At 69.3% G+C, this 16,859-nt stretch carries 14 protein-coding genes; 9 read left to right on the plus strand and 5 right to left on the minus strand.

Annotated features, from left to right (window positions below; translation table 11 throughout):
- Positions 1 to 19: 19 nt before the first annotated feature.
- Complete coding sequence (locus FHS74_RS12445) at positions 20 to 133, plus strand: type II toxin-antitoxin system CcdA family antitoxin (protein ID WP_184800855.1); 114 nt, start codon at positions 20 to 22, stop codon at positions 131 to 133.
- 83 nt (positions 134 to 216) lie between these two features.
- On the opposite strand, the gene FHS74_RS12450 is transcribed toward FHS74_RS12445, so the two are convergent.
- Together FHS74_RS12450 and FHS74_RS12455 are read right to left on the minus strand one after the other, a co-directional pair.
- On the minus strand, positions 217 to 639 hold the full coding sequence (locus FHS74_RS12450; RefSeq protein ID WP_184800857.1) for a DUF1842 domain-containing protein: 423 nt from the start codon (positions 637 to 639) through the stop codon (positions 217 to 219).
- Positions 640 to 801: 162 nt separating this feature from the next.
- Complete coding sequence (locus FHS74_RS12455) at positions 802 to 2,505, minus strand: bifunctional protein-serine/threonine kinase/phosphatase (RefSeq protein WP_246463090.1); 1,704 nt, start codon at positions 2,503 to 2,505, stop codon at positions 802 to 804.
- A gap of 425 nt (positions 2,506 to 2,930) precedes the next feature.
- Between FHS74_RS12455 and FHS74_RS12460 the strand changes: the two genes are divergently transcribed.
- From FHS74_RS12460 to FHS74_RS12495, 8 genes are all read left to right on the plus strand, one after another.
- On the plus strand, positions 2,931 to 4,142 hold the full coding sequence (locus tag FHS74_RS12460) for a nitrate/nitrite transporter (RefSeq protein ID WP_184800859.1): 1,212 nt from the start codon (positions 2,931 to 2,933) through the stop codon (positions 4,140 to 4,142).
- A 45-nt stretch (positions 4,143 to 4,187) separates the two neighbouring features.
- A complete protein-coding gene (nirB, locus tag FHS74_RS12465) occupies positions 4,188 to 6,662 on the plus strand; it encodes a nitrite reductase large subunit NirB (RefSeq protein WP_184800861.1) in 2,475 nt (824 codons plus the stop codon).
- On the plus strand, positions 6,662 to 7,000 hold the full coding sequence (nirD, locus tag FHS74_RS12470; protein WP_184800863.1) for a nitrite reductase small subunit NirD: 339 nt from the start codon (positions 6,662 to 6,664) through the stop codon (positions 6,998 to 7,000). Before nirB ends, nirD begins: the two co-directional genes overlap by 1 nt.
- A gap of 11 nt (positions 7,001 to 7,011) precedes the next feature.
- A complete protein-coding gene (locus FHS74_RS12475; protein ID WP_343066907.1) occupies positions 7,012 to 9,693 on the plus strand; it encodes a molybdopterin-dependent oxidoreductase in 2,682 nt (893 codons plus the stop codon).
- Positions 9,674 to 10,495: a uroporphyrinogen-III C-methyltransferase gene (gene cobA, locus FHS74_RS12480; RefSeq protein WP_184800867.1), complete on the plus strand. Its 822-nt coding sequence runs from the start codon at positions 9,674 to 9,676 to the stop codon at positions 10,493 to 10,495. The genes FHS74_RS12475 and cobA overlap by 20 nt, the downstream gene beginning before the upstream one ends.
- A gap of 20 nt (positions 10,496 to 10,515) precedes the next feature.
- Positions 10,516 to 11,493, plus strand: a complete 978-nt coding sequence (locus tag FHS74_RS12485; protein WP_184800869.1) for a glycosyl transferase family protein — start codon at positions 10,516 to 10,518, stop codon at positions 11,491 to 11,493.
- A gap of 29 nt (positions 11,494 to 11,522) precedes the next feature.
- Complete coding sequence (locus FHS74_RS12490) at positions 11,523 to 12,314, plus strand: DUF4304 domain-containing protein (RefSeq protein ID WP_184800871.1); 792 nt, start codon at positions 11,523 to 11,525, stop codon at positions 12,312 to 12,314.
- A 102-nt stretch (positions 12,315 to 12,416) separates the two neighbouring features.
- Positions 12,417 to 12,842: an SgcJ/EcaC family oxidoreductase gene (locus tag FHS74_RS12495; protein ID WP_184800873.1), complete on the plus strand. Its 426-nt coding sequence runs from the start codon at positions 12,417 to 12,419 to the stop codon at positions 12,840 to 12,842.
- A gap of 32 nt (positions 12,843 to 12,874) precedes the next feature.
- Here the strand turns inward: FHS74_RS12495 and FHS74_RS12500 are convergent, their stop codons facing one another.
- The 3 genes from FHS74_RS12500 to FHS74_RS12510 all read right to left on the minus strand — a co-directional run bounded on the left by FHS74_RS12500 (position 12,875) and on the right by FHS74_RS12510 (position 16,735).
- Positions 12,875 to 13,516 carry a GntR family transcriptional regulator gene (locus FHS74_RS12500; protein ID WP_184800875.1) on the minus strand — a complete coding sequence of 214 codons (642 nt, stop codon included), beginning with the start codon at positions 13,514 to 13,516 and terminating at the stop codon, positions 12,875 to 12,877.
- A 109-nt stretch (positions 13,517 to 13,625) separates the two neighbouring features.
- Positions 13,626 to 15,146, minus strand: a complete 1,521-nt coding sequence (locus FHS74_RS12505; protein ID WP_184800877.1) for a glycoside hydrolase family 27 protein — start codon at positions 15,144 to 15,146, stop codon at positions 13,626 to 13,628.
- The gene (locus FHS74_RS12510; protein ID WP_184800879.1) at positions 15,143 to 16,735 is read right to left on the minus strand and encodes an alpha-N-arabinofuranosidase; all 1,593 of its coding nucleotides are present in this window, start codon (positions 16,733 to 16,735) and stop codon (positions 15,143 to 15,145) included. Before FHS74_RS12510 ends, FHS74_RS12505 begins: the two co-directional genes overlap by 4 nt.
- Positions 16,736 to 16,859 lie beyond the last annotated feature (124 nt).

Raw genomic sequence — 16,859 nt, forward strand, 5'->3', positions numbered from 1 at the left:
TTCCAAGGTGCGGCAACGCATGAGCGAAGAACAGGCCGCCCGAGGGCAGGCTGAGAACCAAGCAGCCATCGCCGAGTGGAACGAGTTCATCGAGAAACATGGCCTTCCCTTGGCCAAGTACCGCTCATTCTGATCCCCGGCAGAGATTAAGAAAAGGCCGCGCCCGGGCAGGGTCGCGGCCTTCAGTTGTGGGGACGGGTCGAAAGGACGTGCGCCTCAGGCGCGGTGCACCGGCTGTTCCACCACGTGCCACGGGCCGGTCAGGTCGGTGCGGTATTCGTAGCGGATGATGCCCGAGGCGTAGTTAGGCTCCAGCAACAAGGTGGCCTTGTAGTTCTGCGGGATGACGGGGCCGATTCCGGCCTGCTTGGGCCAGTGGATCTCCGGCCAGCCGTTCAGGTCGATGCGGACCTTGGAGCCCGGGCCGATGACGGTTTCATAGATCAGCGTGCCGGTGACATGGGAGGCCACGTGGAGCGGCGGGTTGACGGCCTGGCTGACCACCGAGTGGCCGGTCACTTCCCGATTGGGGGTGTAGACCGTCAGGGTCAGGGTGTCGGTCGGGGCGCCGGGGGCGCCGCCGGAGATCAGCTCCAGGCGGAACAGGCCGGCCAGGGTGGTGGCTTCAGCTGTGCTCATGGTGGGATTCCTTCTGAAGAGTCTTATGGATTTGGTGGCTCGCCCCAGCGTGATCGTCTGCGGCGACGCACAACTATTGATACACACCACAGAAGGTTTAAATCGAATAAGTTTAAACCGTTTTAGTTGCAGACCTCATAAATTACCACTCCCGGATAGGTGTCACCCCCGCGCCAGCGACAGGATCAGCAGCACCAGCAGCACAAGCGCCGTGATCTTCCAGAAGCGCACCGGGTCGCGGTCGTGGAAGGAGCGGCGGCGGGAGGGCCGGGGGGCGGGGTGGGCGGCGCCGGCTTCCAGTTCCAGGGCGAATTCCAGGACGTCGCCGTGGCGGTCCGCCGGGTTGGCGGCCACGGCCTTCATCACCGAGAGATCCAGCCAGGTGGGCAGGTCGGGACGGCGCTGCTGCAGCGGCACAGGCGGACCGAAGCGGGGGCGCTGGAAGGGTTCCACCTCGCCATAGGGATAGCCGCCGGTGAACAGGTGATAGACGGTGACGCCCAGGGCGTAGAGGTCGGTGCGCTCATCCCCCGGCTCACCCGCCAGCAGTTCCGGCGCCATATAGCTGGGCGTGCCCGGGATCTGTTCGGCCGGGAAGTCCTCCATCCCCGGCAGCCGCACCACGCCCAAATCGATGAGGCGCAGGCCGCCCTGGCCATCGATGATCACGTTGTCCGGTTTGATGTCGCGGTGGATGATGCCGGCGCGGTGCAGGGCCGCCACCGCCTTGGCCAACTTCACCGACAGGCCCACGCCCTCCGCCATGCCGACGCGCGGCGGGGCCACCAACCGCTGGGCCAGGGTCTGGCCGGGGTAGTAGGGCATGACGGTGTAGAGCCGCGTCTGCCGGCCGGGCGGCACCTCCACCACCTCCCCCAGCCAGGGACTGCGCACCCGGGCGGCCACCCAACCCTCCCGCACGAAGGCCAGGCGGTAGACGGCGTCGGCCGCCACCGCCGGCTTGGGGAACTTCAGCACCAGGGGCGCCTCCCCACCCGTGGGCTCCGTCAGGAACAAGGCGCTGTAGCGCCCGTCGGACAACTGGCGGCCCAGGCGATAGCCATCGACCCGGTCGCCCGGCTTGGGCAGGGGCAGGATGGGCAGGTCCGCCGTATGGTCGGCCAGTTCATCCTGGTCGGCCGGCGGCAGGGCCAGGATGTCGATGACCAGGGCGGTGGCGTTGTCGTGGCTGCCGCCCGCCAGGGCCGCCGCCACCATCTCCCGCGCCGCGGCCTCCGGCGTCGGGTCGGCAGCGGCCAGGCGGGTCAGGTCGCGCGACGACAGGACGCCGTGCACCCCGTCGGTCAACAGCACCAGCCGGTCGCCCTCGCGCAGCGGCTCGGCGCTGTAGTCGGCGCGCAGCGCGTCCTCCAGCCCGATGGCACGGCGCAGGATGTGGCGCTGGTCCGGCCCGCTGTGCACGTGGTCCTCGGTCAGCCGGCTCAGCCGGCCATCGCGCAGGCGGTACAGGCGGGTGTCACCCACGTGCAGGATGTGGGCGCGCCGGTCGCGCAGGATGACGGCGGTCAGGGTGGTGGCCATGCCGGCACGGTCCGGATCGGTACGCCCCTGGGCGTGGATCCAGCGGTTGATCGCCTCCATCGCATGGGCAGCGGCCCGGCGGACACCCAGGGTCTCGCGTTCGCCCAGGTAGAAATCGATGAAGCCGCGCACCGCCAGTTCCGCCGCCACCCGGCCGCCCGGCGCGCCGGAGACGCCATCGGCGATGGCGGCCACCACCCCCTGGCGGCTGCGCTGCGTGGCGCCGCCCAGGCAGACGCCGACATAATCCTCATTGCGTGAGCGGCGGCCGGTCTCGCTGCACCAGCCCACGCGCAGATCGATCTGCCGCGCCCCCATCCCCATGCAAGCCCCCGAATGCCTAAATAATGACCATTTGCGCATCAGATCTTTCATATGCGCGAAAATTAGGCAAGCCTCCAACCGCAGCCCCGTTCAAAACCCCAGGTTTTCCGCGATTGCGAAATTGGCACGGCGGTTGCGAAGAAGATTACACGAGCAGGGGGCCAAAAGGTTCTTTTCTGCATCGGGGCGACCCCAACGGCGGGGTGGCCCCGCCTCCGGGATGACGCGATGACGCCTCATCCCCTGTGGTTCGATCGGCGGGTCAACGGCGGCCTGTCAGCGTCCGGTCTCCGGGCCCTACCCACCCTCCGCGGGGCGCGTTCGCCCCGTACCCCGATCCACCACCCCTTTCGGTGACAGGCGGCGCCTGTGTCTGGCAGCCCCGTCCCCAAAAGGCCCGCAGCCCTGCTGTCCGGAGGCATCCGATGAACAAGAGTTTCTTGAAGGCCGGTCATCTGCCCACCCTGTTCGCGGCGTTTCTCTATTTCGATATGAGCTTCATGGCCTGGGTCATCCTGGGCCCCCTGGGCGTGCAGATCGCCAAGGATTTGGGCCTGTCACCCGCGCAGAAGGGCCTGATGGTGGCCGTGCCGGTGCTGGCCGGCGCCTTCTTCCGCGTCATCAACGGCATCCTGGTGGACCACCTGGGGCCCAAGCGCACCGGTGTCCTGGCCCAGCTGGTGGTTATCGCCGGCCTGATCGCCGTCTGGTATTTCGGGGTGCACAGCTTCAACGCCACGCTGCTGACCGGCGCCATCCTGGGCGTGGCCGGCGCCTCCTTCGCCGTGGCCCTGCCGCTGGCGTCGCGCTGGTATCCGCCGGAACACCAGGGCACGGCCCTGGGCCTGGCCGGTGCCGGCAATTCGGGCACCGTGTTCGCCTCGCTCTTCGCGCCGGCCCTGGCGGTCGCCTATGGCTGGAACAACGTGCTGGGCCTGCTGGCCATCCCGCTGGCGCTGACGCTGGTGGTCTACACCGTGCTGGCCAAGGACAGCCCGGAATGCCCGCCGGCCAAGTCGTTCGCCGAATACCTGGCGGTGCTGAAGATCGGCGACGCCTGGTGGTTCATGTTCTTCTACAGCGTCACCTTCGGCGGCTTCGTCGGCCTCGCCTCCTCCCTCACCATCTACTTCAATGACCAGTATGGGCTGAGCCCGGTCGTCGCCGGCTACTTCACCGCGGCCTGCGTCTTCGCCGGGTCCCTGGTGCGGCCCATCGGCGGCGCCGTGGCCGACCGCATCGGCGGCGTCCGCTCGCTGACGGTCATGTACGCCGTCGCCGCCAGCGCCCTGGTGGTGGTCAGCTTCGCCCTGCCCCAGGCCTGGATGGCCCTGGCCGTCTTCGTCGTCGCCATGCTGGCGCTCGGCATGGGTAACGGCGCCGTCTTCCAGCTGGTGCCGCAGCGCTTCCGCAAGGAAATCGGCGTCATGACCGGCCTGGTCGGCATGATGGGTGGTGTGGGCGGCTTCTACCTGGCATCCAGCCTCGGCTACTCCAAGCAGCTGACCGGCGGCTACCAGGCGGGCTTCCTGCTGTTCGCCCTGCTGGCCCTGGCCGCCCTGGTGGGCCTGACCGGCGTGAAGCGCCGGTGGCGCACCACCTGGGGCTCCGCCGCCCTCAGCACCGCCCGCGTCTGATCCCGACACGTCAGATTTAGATTAGATCAAGGGAAGGGTTCCCCCATGGACACGCATATGCCCCCGCGCCAGAAGCTGGTGGTCGTCGGCAACGGTATGGCCGGAATGCGGACGGTGGACGAACTGCTGAAGCGCAACCCGCTGAAGTACGACATCACGGTCTTCGGCGCCGAACCACACGTGAACTACGACCGCATCATGCTGTCGTCCGTGCTGGCCGGCGAAAAGGACCTGGAGCAGATCGTCATCAACCCCCGCAGCTGGTACGACGAAAACGGCATCACGCTGATCACCGGCGACGCGGTGGTCGCCATCGACACCGCGGCCCGTACCGTGACCTCCGCCAGCGGCCGGGTGGTGGCGTATGACAAGGTGTTGCTGGCCACGGGGTCCCGGCCCATCGCCCCGCCCGTGCCGGGCCTGGACCTGCCCGGCGTCTGCGCCTTCCGCGACATCGCCGATGTCAACACCATGATCGCGGCGTCGGAACAGCATAAACGGGCCATCGTCATCGGCGGCGGCCTGCTGGGGCTGGAGGCCGCCAACGGCCTGTTGCGCCGGGGCATGCAGGTGGCCGTCGTCCACCTGATGGGCACCCTGATGGAACGCCAGCTGGACAAGGCGGCGGCCGAGCTGCTGCAGCGCGAGCTGGACGAGCGCGGCATGAACTTCTTCACCAACGGCCAGACCGAGGAGATCTTCGGCGAGGGCCGCGTGCAGGGCGTGCGCCTGGCCGATGGCCGGGAAATTCCGGGCGATCTGGTGGTGCTGGCCATCGGCATCCGCCCCAACATCGACCTGGCCCGCGCCTCGGGCCTGGCCATCAACCGCGGCATCGAGGTGGGCGACGACATGCGCACCTCCGTGCCTGAAATCTTCGCCGTGGGTGAATGCGTGGAGCATCGCGGCAAGACCTACGGCCTGGTTGCCCCGCTGTGGGACATGGCCAAGGTCTGCGCCGACCATCTGGCGCGCGAGGATGCCACGTCGGACTATGTCCCCGCCGCCATGGCCACCCGCCTGAAGGTCACGGGCATCGACGTCTTCTCCGCCGGCGACTTCATCGGCGACGAGACGACGGAGGAAGTGGTCTTCCGCGACGCCGCCCGCAACACCTACAAGCGCCTAGTGCTGCGCGACGACCGCCTGGTGGGCGCCGTGCTGTACGGCGACGCTCAGGACGGCGGCTGGTACTTCCAGCTGCTGCGCGAGGACAAGCCCCTGGGAGCCTTGCGCGACACCCTGATCTTCGGCCAGGCCTTCGCCACCCTGGCATCGGGCCAGCCGGCCGCCGACCCCACCGCCGCCGTGGCGGCCTTGCCCGATGAGGCCGAGATCTGCGGCTGCAACGGCGTTTGCAAGGGCAAGATCATGGGGGCCATCGCCGAGCATGGCCTGACCACCCTGGACGGGGTGCGGGCGCGCACCAAGGCGTCGGCCTCCTGCGGCAGTTGCACACCGCAGGTGGAACAGCTGCTGACCCTGGCGCTGGGCGACGCCTACGCCGCCAAGCCCGCTGGTGAAAAGCCGCTGTGCAAGTGCACCAGCCACAGCCATGACCAGGTGCGCCAGGCCATCACAGCGCAGGCGCTGCGCACCATGCCGGAGGTGATGCGGTCCTTGGGCTGGACCACGCCCGACGGCTGCCACGTCTGCCGCCCCGCCCTGAACTTCTACCTGCTGGTGGCCTGGCCCGGGGAGTATGTGGACGACCAGCAGTCGCGCTTTGTCAACGAGCGCATGCACGCCAACATCCAGAAGGATGGCACCTACTCCGTCATCCCGCGCATGTGGGGCGGCCTGACCACGGCCGATGAGCTGCGCGCCATCGCCGACGTGGTGGACAAGTACGACATCCCCACGGTGAAGGTGACGGGCGGCCAGCGCATCGACCTGCTGGGCGTGAAGCGCGAGCAGCTGCCCCATGTGTGGAAGGATTTGAACGACGCCGGCATGGTCTCCGGCCATGCCTACGGCAAGGCGCTGCGCACGGTGAAGACCTGCGTGGGGTCCGAATGGTGCCGCTTCGGCACCCAGGACAGCACCGGCATGGGCGTGAAGCTGGAACGCATGACCTGGGGCTCCTGGCATGCCCACAAGGTGAAGCTGGCCGTGTCCGGCTGCCCCCGCAACTGCGCCGAGGCCACCATCAAGGACTTCGGCGTCGTGGCGGTGGACAGCGGCTGGGAACTGCATGTCGGCGGCAACGGCGGCATCCACGTCCGCGCCACCGACCTGTTGTGCAAGGTGACGACGGAGGACGAGGTGCTGGAATACTGCGGCGCCTACCTGCAGCTGTACCGTGAGGAAGCCCGCTATCTGGAACGCACGGCCCCCTGGATCGAGCGGGTGGGCCTGGCCCACGTCGTCGACCGCGTCGTGAAGGATGAGGCCGGGCGCAAGGCGCTCCACGCCAAGTTCCTCCATGCCCAGAAATTCAGCCAGGACGACCCGTGGGCCGAGCGCGCGCCCGGCTCCCGCGCCGCCGCCCCCTTCCGCACCCTGGCCACGGTGGAGTGATGACGATGGACAGCGTTGGTACTGAAAGCCGCTGGGTCGAGGTCGGCATGGTCGAGGACGTTCCCCGCCAGGGCGCCCGCGTGGTCGCCACCCCCCGGGGGGACGTCGCCGTGTTCCGCACCCTGGACGATGCCGTCTTCGCCCTGGACGACCGCTGCCCGCACAAGGGCGGACCGCTGTCGCAGGGCACGGTGCACGGCCATGCCGTCACCTGCCCCCTGCACAACTGGGTGATCGATTTCAAGACGGGCGAGGCCTGCGCCCCGGATGAGGGCTGCGTCACCCGCATCCCCGTGCGGGTGCAGGACGGCCGCATCCTGCTGGCGATGGTGGCGTGATGCCGGAAGGTGTGACACATACCGCGCCGGAGGCGGCATCCGTCGCGGCCACCGGCACGGTGCGGTCCACCTGCCCCTATTGCGGCGTGGGCTGCGGCGTCGTCGCCAAGCCGGACGGCACGGTGGCGGGTGACATCAACCATCCCGCCAATCTGGGCCGCCTGTGCTCCAAGGGGTCGGCGCTGGCGGAGACGCTGAAGAATGACGACCGCCTGACCCAGCCGCTGATCGACGGCCGGGCGGCGGAGTGGGGCCAGGCCCTGGATCTGGTGGCGCAGCGCTTCCGCGCCACGATCGCCGAGCACGGCCCCGACAGCGTCGCCTTCTACGTCTCCGGCCAATGCCTGACGGAGGATTATTACGTCGCCAACAAGCTGATGAAGGGCTTCATCGGCAGCGGCAACATCGACACCAATTCGCGGCTGTGCATGGCCTCCTCCGTCGCCGGTCACAATCGCGCCTTCGGCGCCGACGTGGTGCCCGGCACGTACGAGGACCTGGAGCTGGCCGACCTGGTGGTGCTGGTCGGCAGCAATTCCGCCTGGTGCCACCCCGTGCTGCACCAGCGCCTGCTGGCGGCCAAGGCCAAGCGCCCTCTCCGCATCGTCGCCATCGATCCCCGCCGCACCGCCACCTGCGAGGACGCGGACCTGCACCTGGCGCTGCGCCCCGGCACCGACGTCGCCCTGTTCAACGGCCTGCTGGCCCACCTGGCCGACCAGGACGCGCTGGACCACGGCTGGATGGCCGCCCACACGGAGGGGGCGGAGGCCGCCCTGGCGGCGGCGAGCGCGGGGGCCGCCCAGACGGCGGAGATCACCGGGCTGGACCCGGCCGACCTCGCCCGTTTCTACGCCTGGTTCGCCGGCACCCCGCGCGTCGTCACCGTCTATTCCCAGGGCGTGAACCAGTCCTCCGTCGGGACCGACAAGGTCAACGCCATCATCAACTGCCATCTGGCGACGGGGCGCATCGGCAAGCCCGGCTGCGGCCCCTTCTCCATCACCGGCCAGCCCAACGCCATGGGCGGACGCGAGGTGGGCGGCCTGGCCAACCAACTGGCCGCCCACATGCGCTTCGACCAGCCCGAGGCCCTGGACCGCGTGCGCCGCTTCTGGCGGGCGCCGAACCTGGCGACCAAGCCGGGCCTGAAGGCGGTGGAGATGTTCGACGCCGTGCTGGACGGTCGCATCAAGGCCCTGTGGATCATCGCCACCAACCCGGCCGACAGTCTGCCCCGCGCCGCCCGCGTGCGCGAGGCGCTGCGCGCCTGCCCCTTCGTCGTCGTCTCCGACTGCTGGCCCAACGACACCACCGCGCTGGCCGATGTGGTGCTGCCCGCCGCCGGCTGGGGGGAGCGGGACGGCACCGTCACCAATTCCGAACGCGTCATTTCCCGCCAGCGCCCCTTCCGGCTGCCCCCCGGAGAGGCGCGGGCGGACTGGCGGGTGCTGGCATCCGTGGCCCAGCGCATGGGCTGGAAGGACGCGTTCTCATGGTCCAACTCCGCCGCCGTGTTCCGCGAGCATGCGGCGCTGTCGGGCTTCGAGAAGGGCGGCACCCGCCCCTTTGACATCAGCGGCCTGGCCATGCTGACCGACGGGCAGTATGACGCCCTGGCGCCCGTGCGCTGGCCCGTGCGCTGGGCGGGGGATGCGGGTGGGCGCCTGTTCGGGCAGGGCGGCTTCGCCACGCCGAACGGCCGGGGCCGCCTGGTGCCCACCCCCTTCCGCCCGCCCGCCACCCGCACGGACGAGGCCTATCCCCTGGTGCTGAACACCGGCCGCATCCGCGACCAGTGGCACACCATGACCCGCACCGGCCGCGTGCCCCGGCTGCTGGCCCACACCGGAGAGCCGCGCGCGGCCGTATCGCCCACGGACGCCGCCCGCCTGGGCCTGACCGATGGCGACCTGGTCCGCATCGAAAGCGTCCACGCCAGCACGGTGGTGCGCGCCACCATCGACGCCGGCCAGCGGGTGGGCGAGCTGTTCCTGCCCATGCACTGGACGGACGAGTTCTGCTCGGCCGGGCCTGCCGGCCGGCTGGTGAGCGCCGCCCTGGATCCCATCTCCGGCCAGCCGGAACTGAAGCTGACCGCCGTGCGGGCGCAGGCGGTGCCCACCGCCTGGCGGGGGCTGCTGCTGCATGCCCAGGGCGTCCGGCCCCAGGGCGTGGGTTACTGGTCCCGCGTGCCGCTGGGCAACGGCCATGCCTTCGAACTGGTGGGGTCCGAGCCCCTGCCCGAAGGGGCGGCGATGTCGCCCTTCGTGGAAGGGTTGCTGCAACCCCCGGCCGGGGCGGAATGGCTGCAACTGACCGATGCCGGGCGCGGCACGCTGCGCGTCGCCATCCTGGTGGATGGCCGGCTGGAATCCTGCCTGTTCCTGGCCACCGGGCCCGCCGCCCAACTGCCCTCGCGCGAGGTGGTGGCCGCCTTGCTGGGCGAACGGGTGCAGGATGAGGCGCGTCCCAGCCTGCTGTCGGGCCGACCACCAGCGGGGGTGAAGGCCGGCGGGCGCACCGTCTGCGCCTGTTTCTCCGTCGGCCTGGTCACCATCCAGGACGCCATCGTCGCCCGGCGCCTGACGACGCCTGAGGAAATCGGCGCCTGCCTGAAGGCCGGCACCAACTGCGGGTCCTGCGTCCCGGAACTGAAGGAGATCCTGCGCGATGTCGCCCTTTCCGCCTGAAGCACCGACGCCTGGGAAAAGCGGCCGCGCCAGCCTGGTGGGGGCCGGCCCCGGCGACCCCGAGCTGCTGACCGTGAAGGCCCTGCGCCGCATCGAAAGCGCCGACGTGCTGCTGTACGACAAGCTGGTGGACCCGCGCATCCTGGACCTGGCGCCGGCCCACGCCCGGCGCATCGACGTGGGCAAACGCTGCGGCCGGCATGAGATGAGCCAGGCCGCCATCAACCGTCTGATCGTCGCCCATGCCCGGGCCGGATCCCACGTCGTGCGCCTGAAGGGGGGCGACCCCATGGTCTTCGGCCGGGCGGGGGAGGAACTGGAAGCCCTGGCCGCCGCCGGCGTGCCGGCGGAGGTGGTGCCCGGCATCACCGTGGCCTGCGCCGCCGCCGCATCCATGGGCATGCCCCTGACCCAGCGCGGCTACAGCCGCAGCCTGCACCTGATCACCGGGCATGCGTGTCAGGACGGGGGGGCGGACGAGGCGCTGCCCGCCCACGACTGGAACGCCCTGGCCGCCTGCGACGGCACCATCGCCATCTATATGGGCAGCCGCACGCTGGGGCAGGTGACCCAGCGCCTGCTGGCCGCCGGCCTGAGCCCCGGCACGCCCGCCATCGCCATCGAGAACGCGACCCTGGCGACCGAGCGCCGCCTGCCAGGCACCGTGGCCGACATCGCGGCCGTGGTGGCGGATGCGGCGGTGACCGGCCCCACCCTGGTGCTGGTGGGACGGGTGGTGGCGTTGCGACGGCGGGACGCGGTAGAGTCGGCGATGACTGAGGTGCGGTCCCGCGCCGCCTGAAACTTGAGCCCGCCTGCCCCATGACCGATGAACACGTCTTCGCCCAATATGTCCGCACCCTGGGCCGCGGCCCCGGCCGTTCCCGCTCCCTGACGCGGGACGAGGCGCGCACGGCCCTGGGCATGGTGCTGAGGGGGGAGGCCGACCCCCACCAGGTGGGCGCTTTCCTCATGCTGCTGCGCTATCGCGGCGAGGATCCGGATGAGGTGGCCGGCCTGGTGGAGGCCGCGCGGGACGCGGCGGGCATCAGCGATGGCGCCTGCACCGGCGCCGCCGATCTGGACTGGCCCTCCTACGGCGCCGGCCGCACGCGCGATGAGCCCTGGTTCTTGCTGTCGGCCCTGGCGCTGACCCAGGCCGGGCACCGCGTCATCATGCACGGCAGCAACGCCTTCACCCAGGGCCGCGACGTGCCCGACGCCCTGGCCGAGTTGGGCCTGCGCCCGGCGACCAGCCGCGACAACGCCAAGGCCCTGGTGGCGCAGACGGGTTTCGCCTATCTGCCGCTGTCGGCCTTCAGCCCAGCCCTGGACCAGTTGCTGAACCTGCGCCACCTGCTGGGCCTGCGCAGCCCCATCAACACCGTCTGCCGCCTGCTGGACCCGTTCGACACCGTTGCTGCCGTCGACGGCGTCTTCCACCCGCCCTACATCGACCTGCACCTGGGCGTCGCCCAACGCCTGGGCCGCCCCCGCCTGGTGGTGGTCAAGGGCGGCGGCGGCGAGGTGGAACGCAACCCCGCCAAGCCCAGCACCGCCTATGTCCAGGTGGGCGCCGAGCGCCGGGAACTCCCCCTCCCCGCCCTCACCGCCACCAAGGCGACGGCCCAGGGCCTGCTGTCCGTGTGGCGCGGCGAGGCCGGCCTGGAGGCGGAAACCGCCACCGTGGTGGCCACCGTCGCCCTGGGGGTGCTGGCGCTGGGGCTGGCCGACGATGCGGGGGACGCAGACCGGGTGGCGGTGGAGATTTGGGCGGGGCGCAGGGCCATTACTGGCTGACTCATTGGCGGGTAAGGAGTCTGGTCAGCATGGCGAAGTCACTATCTTTCGGTGAGAGTGTACTGGCGATGGCGCGCCATAAAGCCGAAGCCGCCAAGGGACGCTCGCAGGCCGATATCGCCGCCGAGAAGCCACGGGATATCATTCTCGCCGCGTGCAGAGACATAGGGCAGCGACTGGCCCCGCAGGGTTTTGTTTTCCTTAAGAGCGGCCCTCTGCTGAAGCGGACCCAAGGCGACCTCACGTTTCAGATTTACTTTCAATCTGACCGTAACAATATCGCAGGCGGGAGGGCAGCGCTTTGGATGCACGCAGGCGTCCTATCCCGCAACCTGGCGCAGTGGAAAAAGCAGCATCCGGTCCCATGGGGAAGCCGTTCTCCGCTTCCCGGGCCCGCTGCCGTCGCTGGCGGCCAAATTGGAAATTTGACGTCGCCTCCCGGATGGATGACGTGGAACTTCGCTGATCCGGCCACGCGTCCGGATGTCCTTGATGACGCGGTGGCTTCAATCGAGAAGTTAATCCTGCCATTCTTCGCCCTGTTCGACGACCCGGCGGGGAATATTGGGAGAATCCTCGACCTGCAATCATTCGGGCTACAGCCGCTGGAATATGCCATGGCCTGTCTTGGTCATGAGGTGGCGGAGGCGGCTGGCCGCACCTATTTGTTGGGTCGCGAACCTGCCATCCAAAATCGTTTCAGGCAGGCTTATGCCGCGTTCACCCAAGGCCACGACTTGCCGACCACTCAAGGCGAGGTGGGCCGCGACCTCGCGGCTCTGGCGTTCGTTCATAACCTCGACCTGGGCTTCCGGGATTAGAGCCGCGTCGGACGCCTGCCCGTTCCTTAAAAAACCAATCCCCCTGTAGCTTTCCTCCCTCATCGTTCGTCTTCCAGGTTCAACGACCATCGGAGGAGCGATATGGAAGAGGTGAAGAAGGTCCTGGAGGCCTACCGCCAAGCGGCGTGGGATCGGGACGCAGACGCGCTGCTGACCCTCTACGCCGAGGACGCCGTGGTATTCGACACCTGGGACAGTTGGTCCTATCCGGACCGGATCGCCTGGGGCCAGTCGGTCAAGGCCTGGCTGGGCGGCCTGGGCGATGAGCGGGTGGAGGTCACGGCGGAAAACGTGCGCGTTGTCGGCGGCGGCGACACGGCTGGCCTCAGCGCCTTCCTGACCTATACCGCCCTGTCACCGGAGGGCGCCAAGCTGCGCTCCATGCAGAACCGCCTGAGCTGGACCTTGGTGAAGCGGGACGGCGGCTGGCGCATCGCGCAGGAACACACCTCCGTCCCCATCGCGCCCGACAACCTGATGGGGCGATTGAGCCGGCAATCAGATTAAGAGGCCCCACCTTGCGCGGGTGAGGCACCCCCTCACCCCGCCAACTCCCGCTGCAGATCCTCCAGCGTGCCCCGGATGTGCTGCCCGGTCAGCGCCTCCACCGCCGGGGCGTCGCCGGACGCCCACGCCTCGAACAGGGCGCGGTGCTCTTCCCGGGCGCGGCCGGCGCGGCCCTGGGGTTCCAGGTGGACGCGGACATAGCGTTCGGACAGGACGTGCAGGCGTTCCATCAACTGGCCGGTGATGCCGCCGGCCGGGCGGATCAGGGCCATGTGGAAGGCGCGGTTGAGGGTGACGTGGCCGGTGCCGGCCGTCCCCTGCTCCCGCTCCAGGGCCAGCAGCTCATCGCGGGCGTGGTCCCGGTCGGCGGCGGTGGCGCGGCGGGCGCCGTCGGCGGTGGCGCCCGGTTCCAGCTTCAGGCGCAGGGCGAACACCTCCGTCGCCTCCTCCGCCGTCAGGGTGTTCACGACATAGCCCCGGTTGGGGAAGGAGGTGACCAGGCCGTCCTGCTCCAAGCGGCTGAGCGCCTCCCGCAGGGGGATCTTGCTGATGCCCAGCTGGCCAGCGATGGCCCCCTGCTGCACCGCCGTTCCCGGCGCCATGGTGCCCAGCAGGATATGCTCCCGCACGATTTCATAGGCCTGGTCGGGCAGGCTGCGGACGATGATGCTCATGCGGTGGGTTTCATGCGGGGAAACAGGGACACCGGCGGAAGGCCCGTGCCACCGGATGGTAGCATTTCTGGCGCGAAAACACCGCCCCTCACGCTGGTAGCGCTAACAATCAGCGCGTCGCCCGCACCATCACCACGCCGTGCGCCGGCACCGTCTGGGCCGTCCCCGGCGCCACGGAACGATGAGCCCACAGGTCCCGCACTCGGGGATGGTCGCCCAGGCCCAGCGCCGGCCAGTCGGCGGACAGGGTCACGGGCGCGTCGGTGCGGTTGAACAGGGCCACCGCCACCGAGCCATCGGCCAGCGGCCGGGTCCACACCTCCGTCCCGTCGCGCTTCAGGACCGGCAGGCCCTGGCGGCCCAGGGGGTCCTGGTCCACGGCGATGACCTCGGCGTTGCCCAGCAGGGCCAGCGTCTCCCGGGTCATGGCGCGCACGTCGTTGCCCATCAGCAAGGGGGCGGCCATCATGGCCCACAGGCTGATGTGGGTGCGGTATTCCTCCACGCTCATGCCGCCGTTGCCGACCTCCAGCATGTCGGGATCGTTCCAGCCGCCGGGGCCAGTGTGGCGGGGCACGCCGTTCTTGTCGAAGCCGATGGCCGACATGCTGGCGTAGCTGTCCTCGATATCGCCGGTGGTGCGCCACAAATTGCCGCCCACGTCGCGGCCCCAGGCGCCGACGTCGAACCGGCCGTATTCGCACAGGCTGTAGACGATGGGCCGGCCGGTGGCGGACTGGGCGGCGGCCAGGGCCGCCCCCATCTGCTGATAGGTGGCCTTCACCGTTTCGGCGGTGTGGTAGAAGCCCTCCCCCGAGCACAGGTCATACTTCAGGTAATCGATGCCCCAGTCCGCCCAGGTGCGGGCGTCCTGCTCGACATGGCCATAGCTGCCGGTATAGCCGGCGCAGGATTTGGGGCCGGGGGAGCTGTAGATGCCCAGCTTCAGCCCCCGGGCGTGGACATAGTCGGCCAGCGCCTTCATGTCCGGGAACTTGGCATTGGGGCGCAACACCCCGTCCGCCCCCCGCTCCCCCTGCCAGCCGTCATCGATGTTGACGTAGACATAGCCGGCGTCGCGCAGGCCTGACCGCACCAGGGCGTCGGCGATCTCCCGCACCGTCTTGTCGTCGATGGCTTCCGCGAACTTGTTCCAGCTGCTCCACCCCATGGGTGGGGTGCGGGCCAAACCGTTGCTGGGCACGTAAACCGGGGCGGGCAGCGGATAGGTGGGGAATGCCAGGGCCGCCATCTCCGCCGCGGTGGCGCGATGGGCGGCGGCCTCCTGCTTCTCATACCAGACCTGGCCGGTCAGGCGCAGGCCCTGGCCGTCCGGGGCCAGGGTCAGATCAAGGGGCTTCAGCTTGGGATTGCCGTTGTCGATGTGGAAGACCAGGTCCTCTCCTGCCGCCCCCTGCCCCACTGTCTTCAGGTCCAGCATGGGCAGGTCGCCATACCATTGCGAGGTGATGGTGCCGTGCAGGCCGCTGGCATCCTGGCGGATCGCCATCTTGGTGAAGCCGGGGAAGGACGGGGCGGATTGGAAGACCCAATCGCCCGTCAGGTCGGCCGCCCCGGCTTGGCCCATGAGCGCCAAGCCGGCCAGGACGCCGCAGAAAAGCTTGTTCATTGCAGATCGAGAACGACGACGGACTTGGCCGGCAGGGTCAGGCTGACGGTATCGCCCGACAGCTTGGCGTCCTTGAACGGCGCCGGTGCCACGACCTGCGGATGGTCGAAGCTGTTGACGCTGTTCATGGCCGGGGCCGTCAGGATGCGGCCACCGACCTTGCCGGCCTTCAGCCCGGCCAGGCGCACCTGCACGGTGGCGGCCTTGCCGGGATCGACATTGGCCAGCGCCAGACGGGTGACGCCGTCCGTGCCACGACCGGCCGACGCGCTGACCGCCGGGACGGTGCGGCCGCCGACGCTGTAATCCGGCCCGGTCACCACGACCGGCAGGCTGGTGGCACCCTGGAAGCCCTGGTACATGTCGAAGACGTGATATGTCGGGGTCAGCAGCATGCGCGGCCCGTCCGTCAGGATCATGGCCTGCAGCACGTTCACCATCTGGGCGATGTTGGCCATGCGCACGCGGTCGGCATGGGCATGGAAGATGTTCAGGCTGACCGCCGCCACCACGGCGTCGCGCAGGCTGTTCTGCTGATAAAGGAAGCCGGGGTTGCTGCCCGGCTCCGGGTCATGCCACGTGCCCCATTCGTCCACCACCAGGGCCACCTTCTTTTCCGGGTCGTACTTGTCCATCACGGCGCTGTGGTGGCTGATCAGCACGTCGGTCTGATAGGCGCCGAAGACGCTGGCGAACCATTCCGTCTCATTGAACTGGGTGGCGGAGCCCTTGGCCTTCCAGGTGCCCTTGGGCACGCTATTCAGCGAGGCGACGTCGTAATAGTGCATGGACAGGGCGTCGATGTCCTTGCCGGCGCGCGCCATGATGGTTTCGGTCCAGGCCGTGTCGTCGTCCGATGGGCCGACGGCGATGATCTTGGTGGGCTGGCCCGGCGCCGGCTTCAGATAGGTGCGGGTCTGGCGCAGCAGGTCGGCGTAATAGTCGGCCCGCATGTTGCCGCCACAGCCCCAGGACTCGTTGCCCACGGCGAACCAATGCAGCGTCCAGGGCTTGTCCCGGCCGTTGGCCTTGCGCTCCTGCACCAGGGTGCTGCGCGTGTCGGCGGTCATGTAGCTGATCCAGTCCGCCATCTCCTGCGGGCCGCCGGTGCCGAGGTTGCCGTTGACATAGGCCTCCGCCCCGATCAGCTCGGAGAAGTCCATGAACTCATGGGTGCCGAAGGCGTTGCTTTCCTCCACCCCGCCCCAGTTGCTGTTGACCCGCACCGGCCGCTTGTCGCGCGGGCCGATGCCGTCGCGCCAATGGTATTCATCGGCGAAGCAGCCGCCCGGCCAGCGCACCACCGGCACATGCAGGGCCTTCAGCGCCTCCACCACGTCCTTGCGGTAGCCGTGGATGTTGGGGATGGGGCTGTCCGGCCCGACCCAGATGCCCTCATAGATCAGGCGGCCCAGATGCTCCGCGAACTGGCCATAGATCTCCTTGGCGATGACCGGGCCGGGATGATCGGCCTGCACGGCCACCGTCGCGGCGGGGGCGGCGGCGCGGGCCAGTGGTGCCGCCAGGGCGGTGCCCGCCAGCAGGGCCGCGGCGGCAAGGCGCCCGGCGGGGGTTGGGACGCGGATCATTCCTGAGGACACTCCCTGTGGCTTTTTTTAAAGTCGTATAATATTACTATCGGCCGGCGGGAACGTTGTAAACCATTACGCGCCGCCCGCCCCAAAAGAAACATGCAGGAACAAGGAGACGCCC

Origin of the sequence: Nitrospirillum iridis, from assembly GCF_014205765.1 — a bacterium.
In the GTDB taxonomy this organism is placed as follows: domain Bacteria; phylum Pseudomonadota; class Alphaproteobacteria; order Azospirillales; family Azospirillaceae; genus Nitrospirillum; species Nitrospirillum iridis.

What these genes read in the sequence shown, in the direction of transcription:
- FHS74_RS12445 (WP_184800855.1), top strand. Translation starts at nt 20, where the DNA reads ATGAGCGAAGAACAGGCCGCCCGAGGGCAGGCTGAGAACCAAGCAGCC.
- FHS74_RS12450 (WP_184800857.1), bottom strand. Translation starts at nt 639, where the DNA reads ATGAGCACAGCTGAAGCCACCACCCTGGCCGGCCTGTTCCGCCTGGAG.
- FHS74_RS12455 (WP_246463090.1), bottom strand. Translation starts at nt 2,505, where the DNA reads ATGGGGATGGGGGCGCGGCAGATCGATCTGCGCGTGGGCTGGTGCAGC.
- FHS74_RS12460 (WP_184800859.1), top strand. Translation starts at nt 2,931, where the DNA reads ATGAACAAGAGTTTCTTGAAGGCCGGTCATCTGCCCACCCTGTTCGCG.
- nirB (WP_184800861.1), top strand. Translation starts at nt 4,188, where the DNA reads ATGGACACGCATATGCCCCCGCGCCAGAAGCTGGTGGTCGTCGGCAAC.
- nirD (WP_184800863.1), top strand. Translation starts at nt 6,662, where the DNA reads ATGACGATGGACAGCGTTGGTACTGAAAGCCGCTGGGTCGAGGTCGGC.
- cobA (WP_184800867.1), top strand. Translation starts at nt 9,674, where the DNA reads ATGTCGCCCTTTCCGCCTGAAGCACCGACGCCTGGGAAAAGCGGCCGC.
- FHS74_RS12485 (WP_184800869.1), top strand. Translation starts at nt 10,516, where the DNA reads ATGACCGATGAACACGTCTTCGCCCAATATGTCCGCACCCTGGGCCGC.
- FHS74_RS12490 (WP_184800871.1), top strand. Translation starts at nt 11,523, where the DNA reads ATGGCGAAGTCACTATCTTTCGGTGAGAGTGTACTGGCGATGGCGCGC.
- FHS74_RS12495 (WP_184800873.1), top strand. Translation starts at nt 12,417, where the DNA reads ATGGAAGAGGTGAAGAAGGTCCTGGAGGCCTACCGCCAAGCGGCGTGG.
- FHS74_RS12500 (WP_184800875.1), bottom strand. Translation starts at nt 13,516, where the DNA reads ATGAGCATCATCGTCCGCAGCCTGCCCGACCAGGCCTATGAAATCGTG.
- FHS74_RS12505 (WP_184800877.1), bottom strand. Translation starts at nt 15,146, where the DNA reads ATGAACAAGCTTTTCTGCGGCGTCCTGGCCGGCTTGGCGCTCATGGGC.
- FHS74_RS12510 (WP_184800879.1), bottom strand. Translation starts at nt 16,735, where the DNA reads ATGATCCGCGTCCCAACCCCCGCCGGGCGCCTTGCCGCCGCGGCCCTG.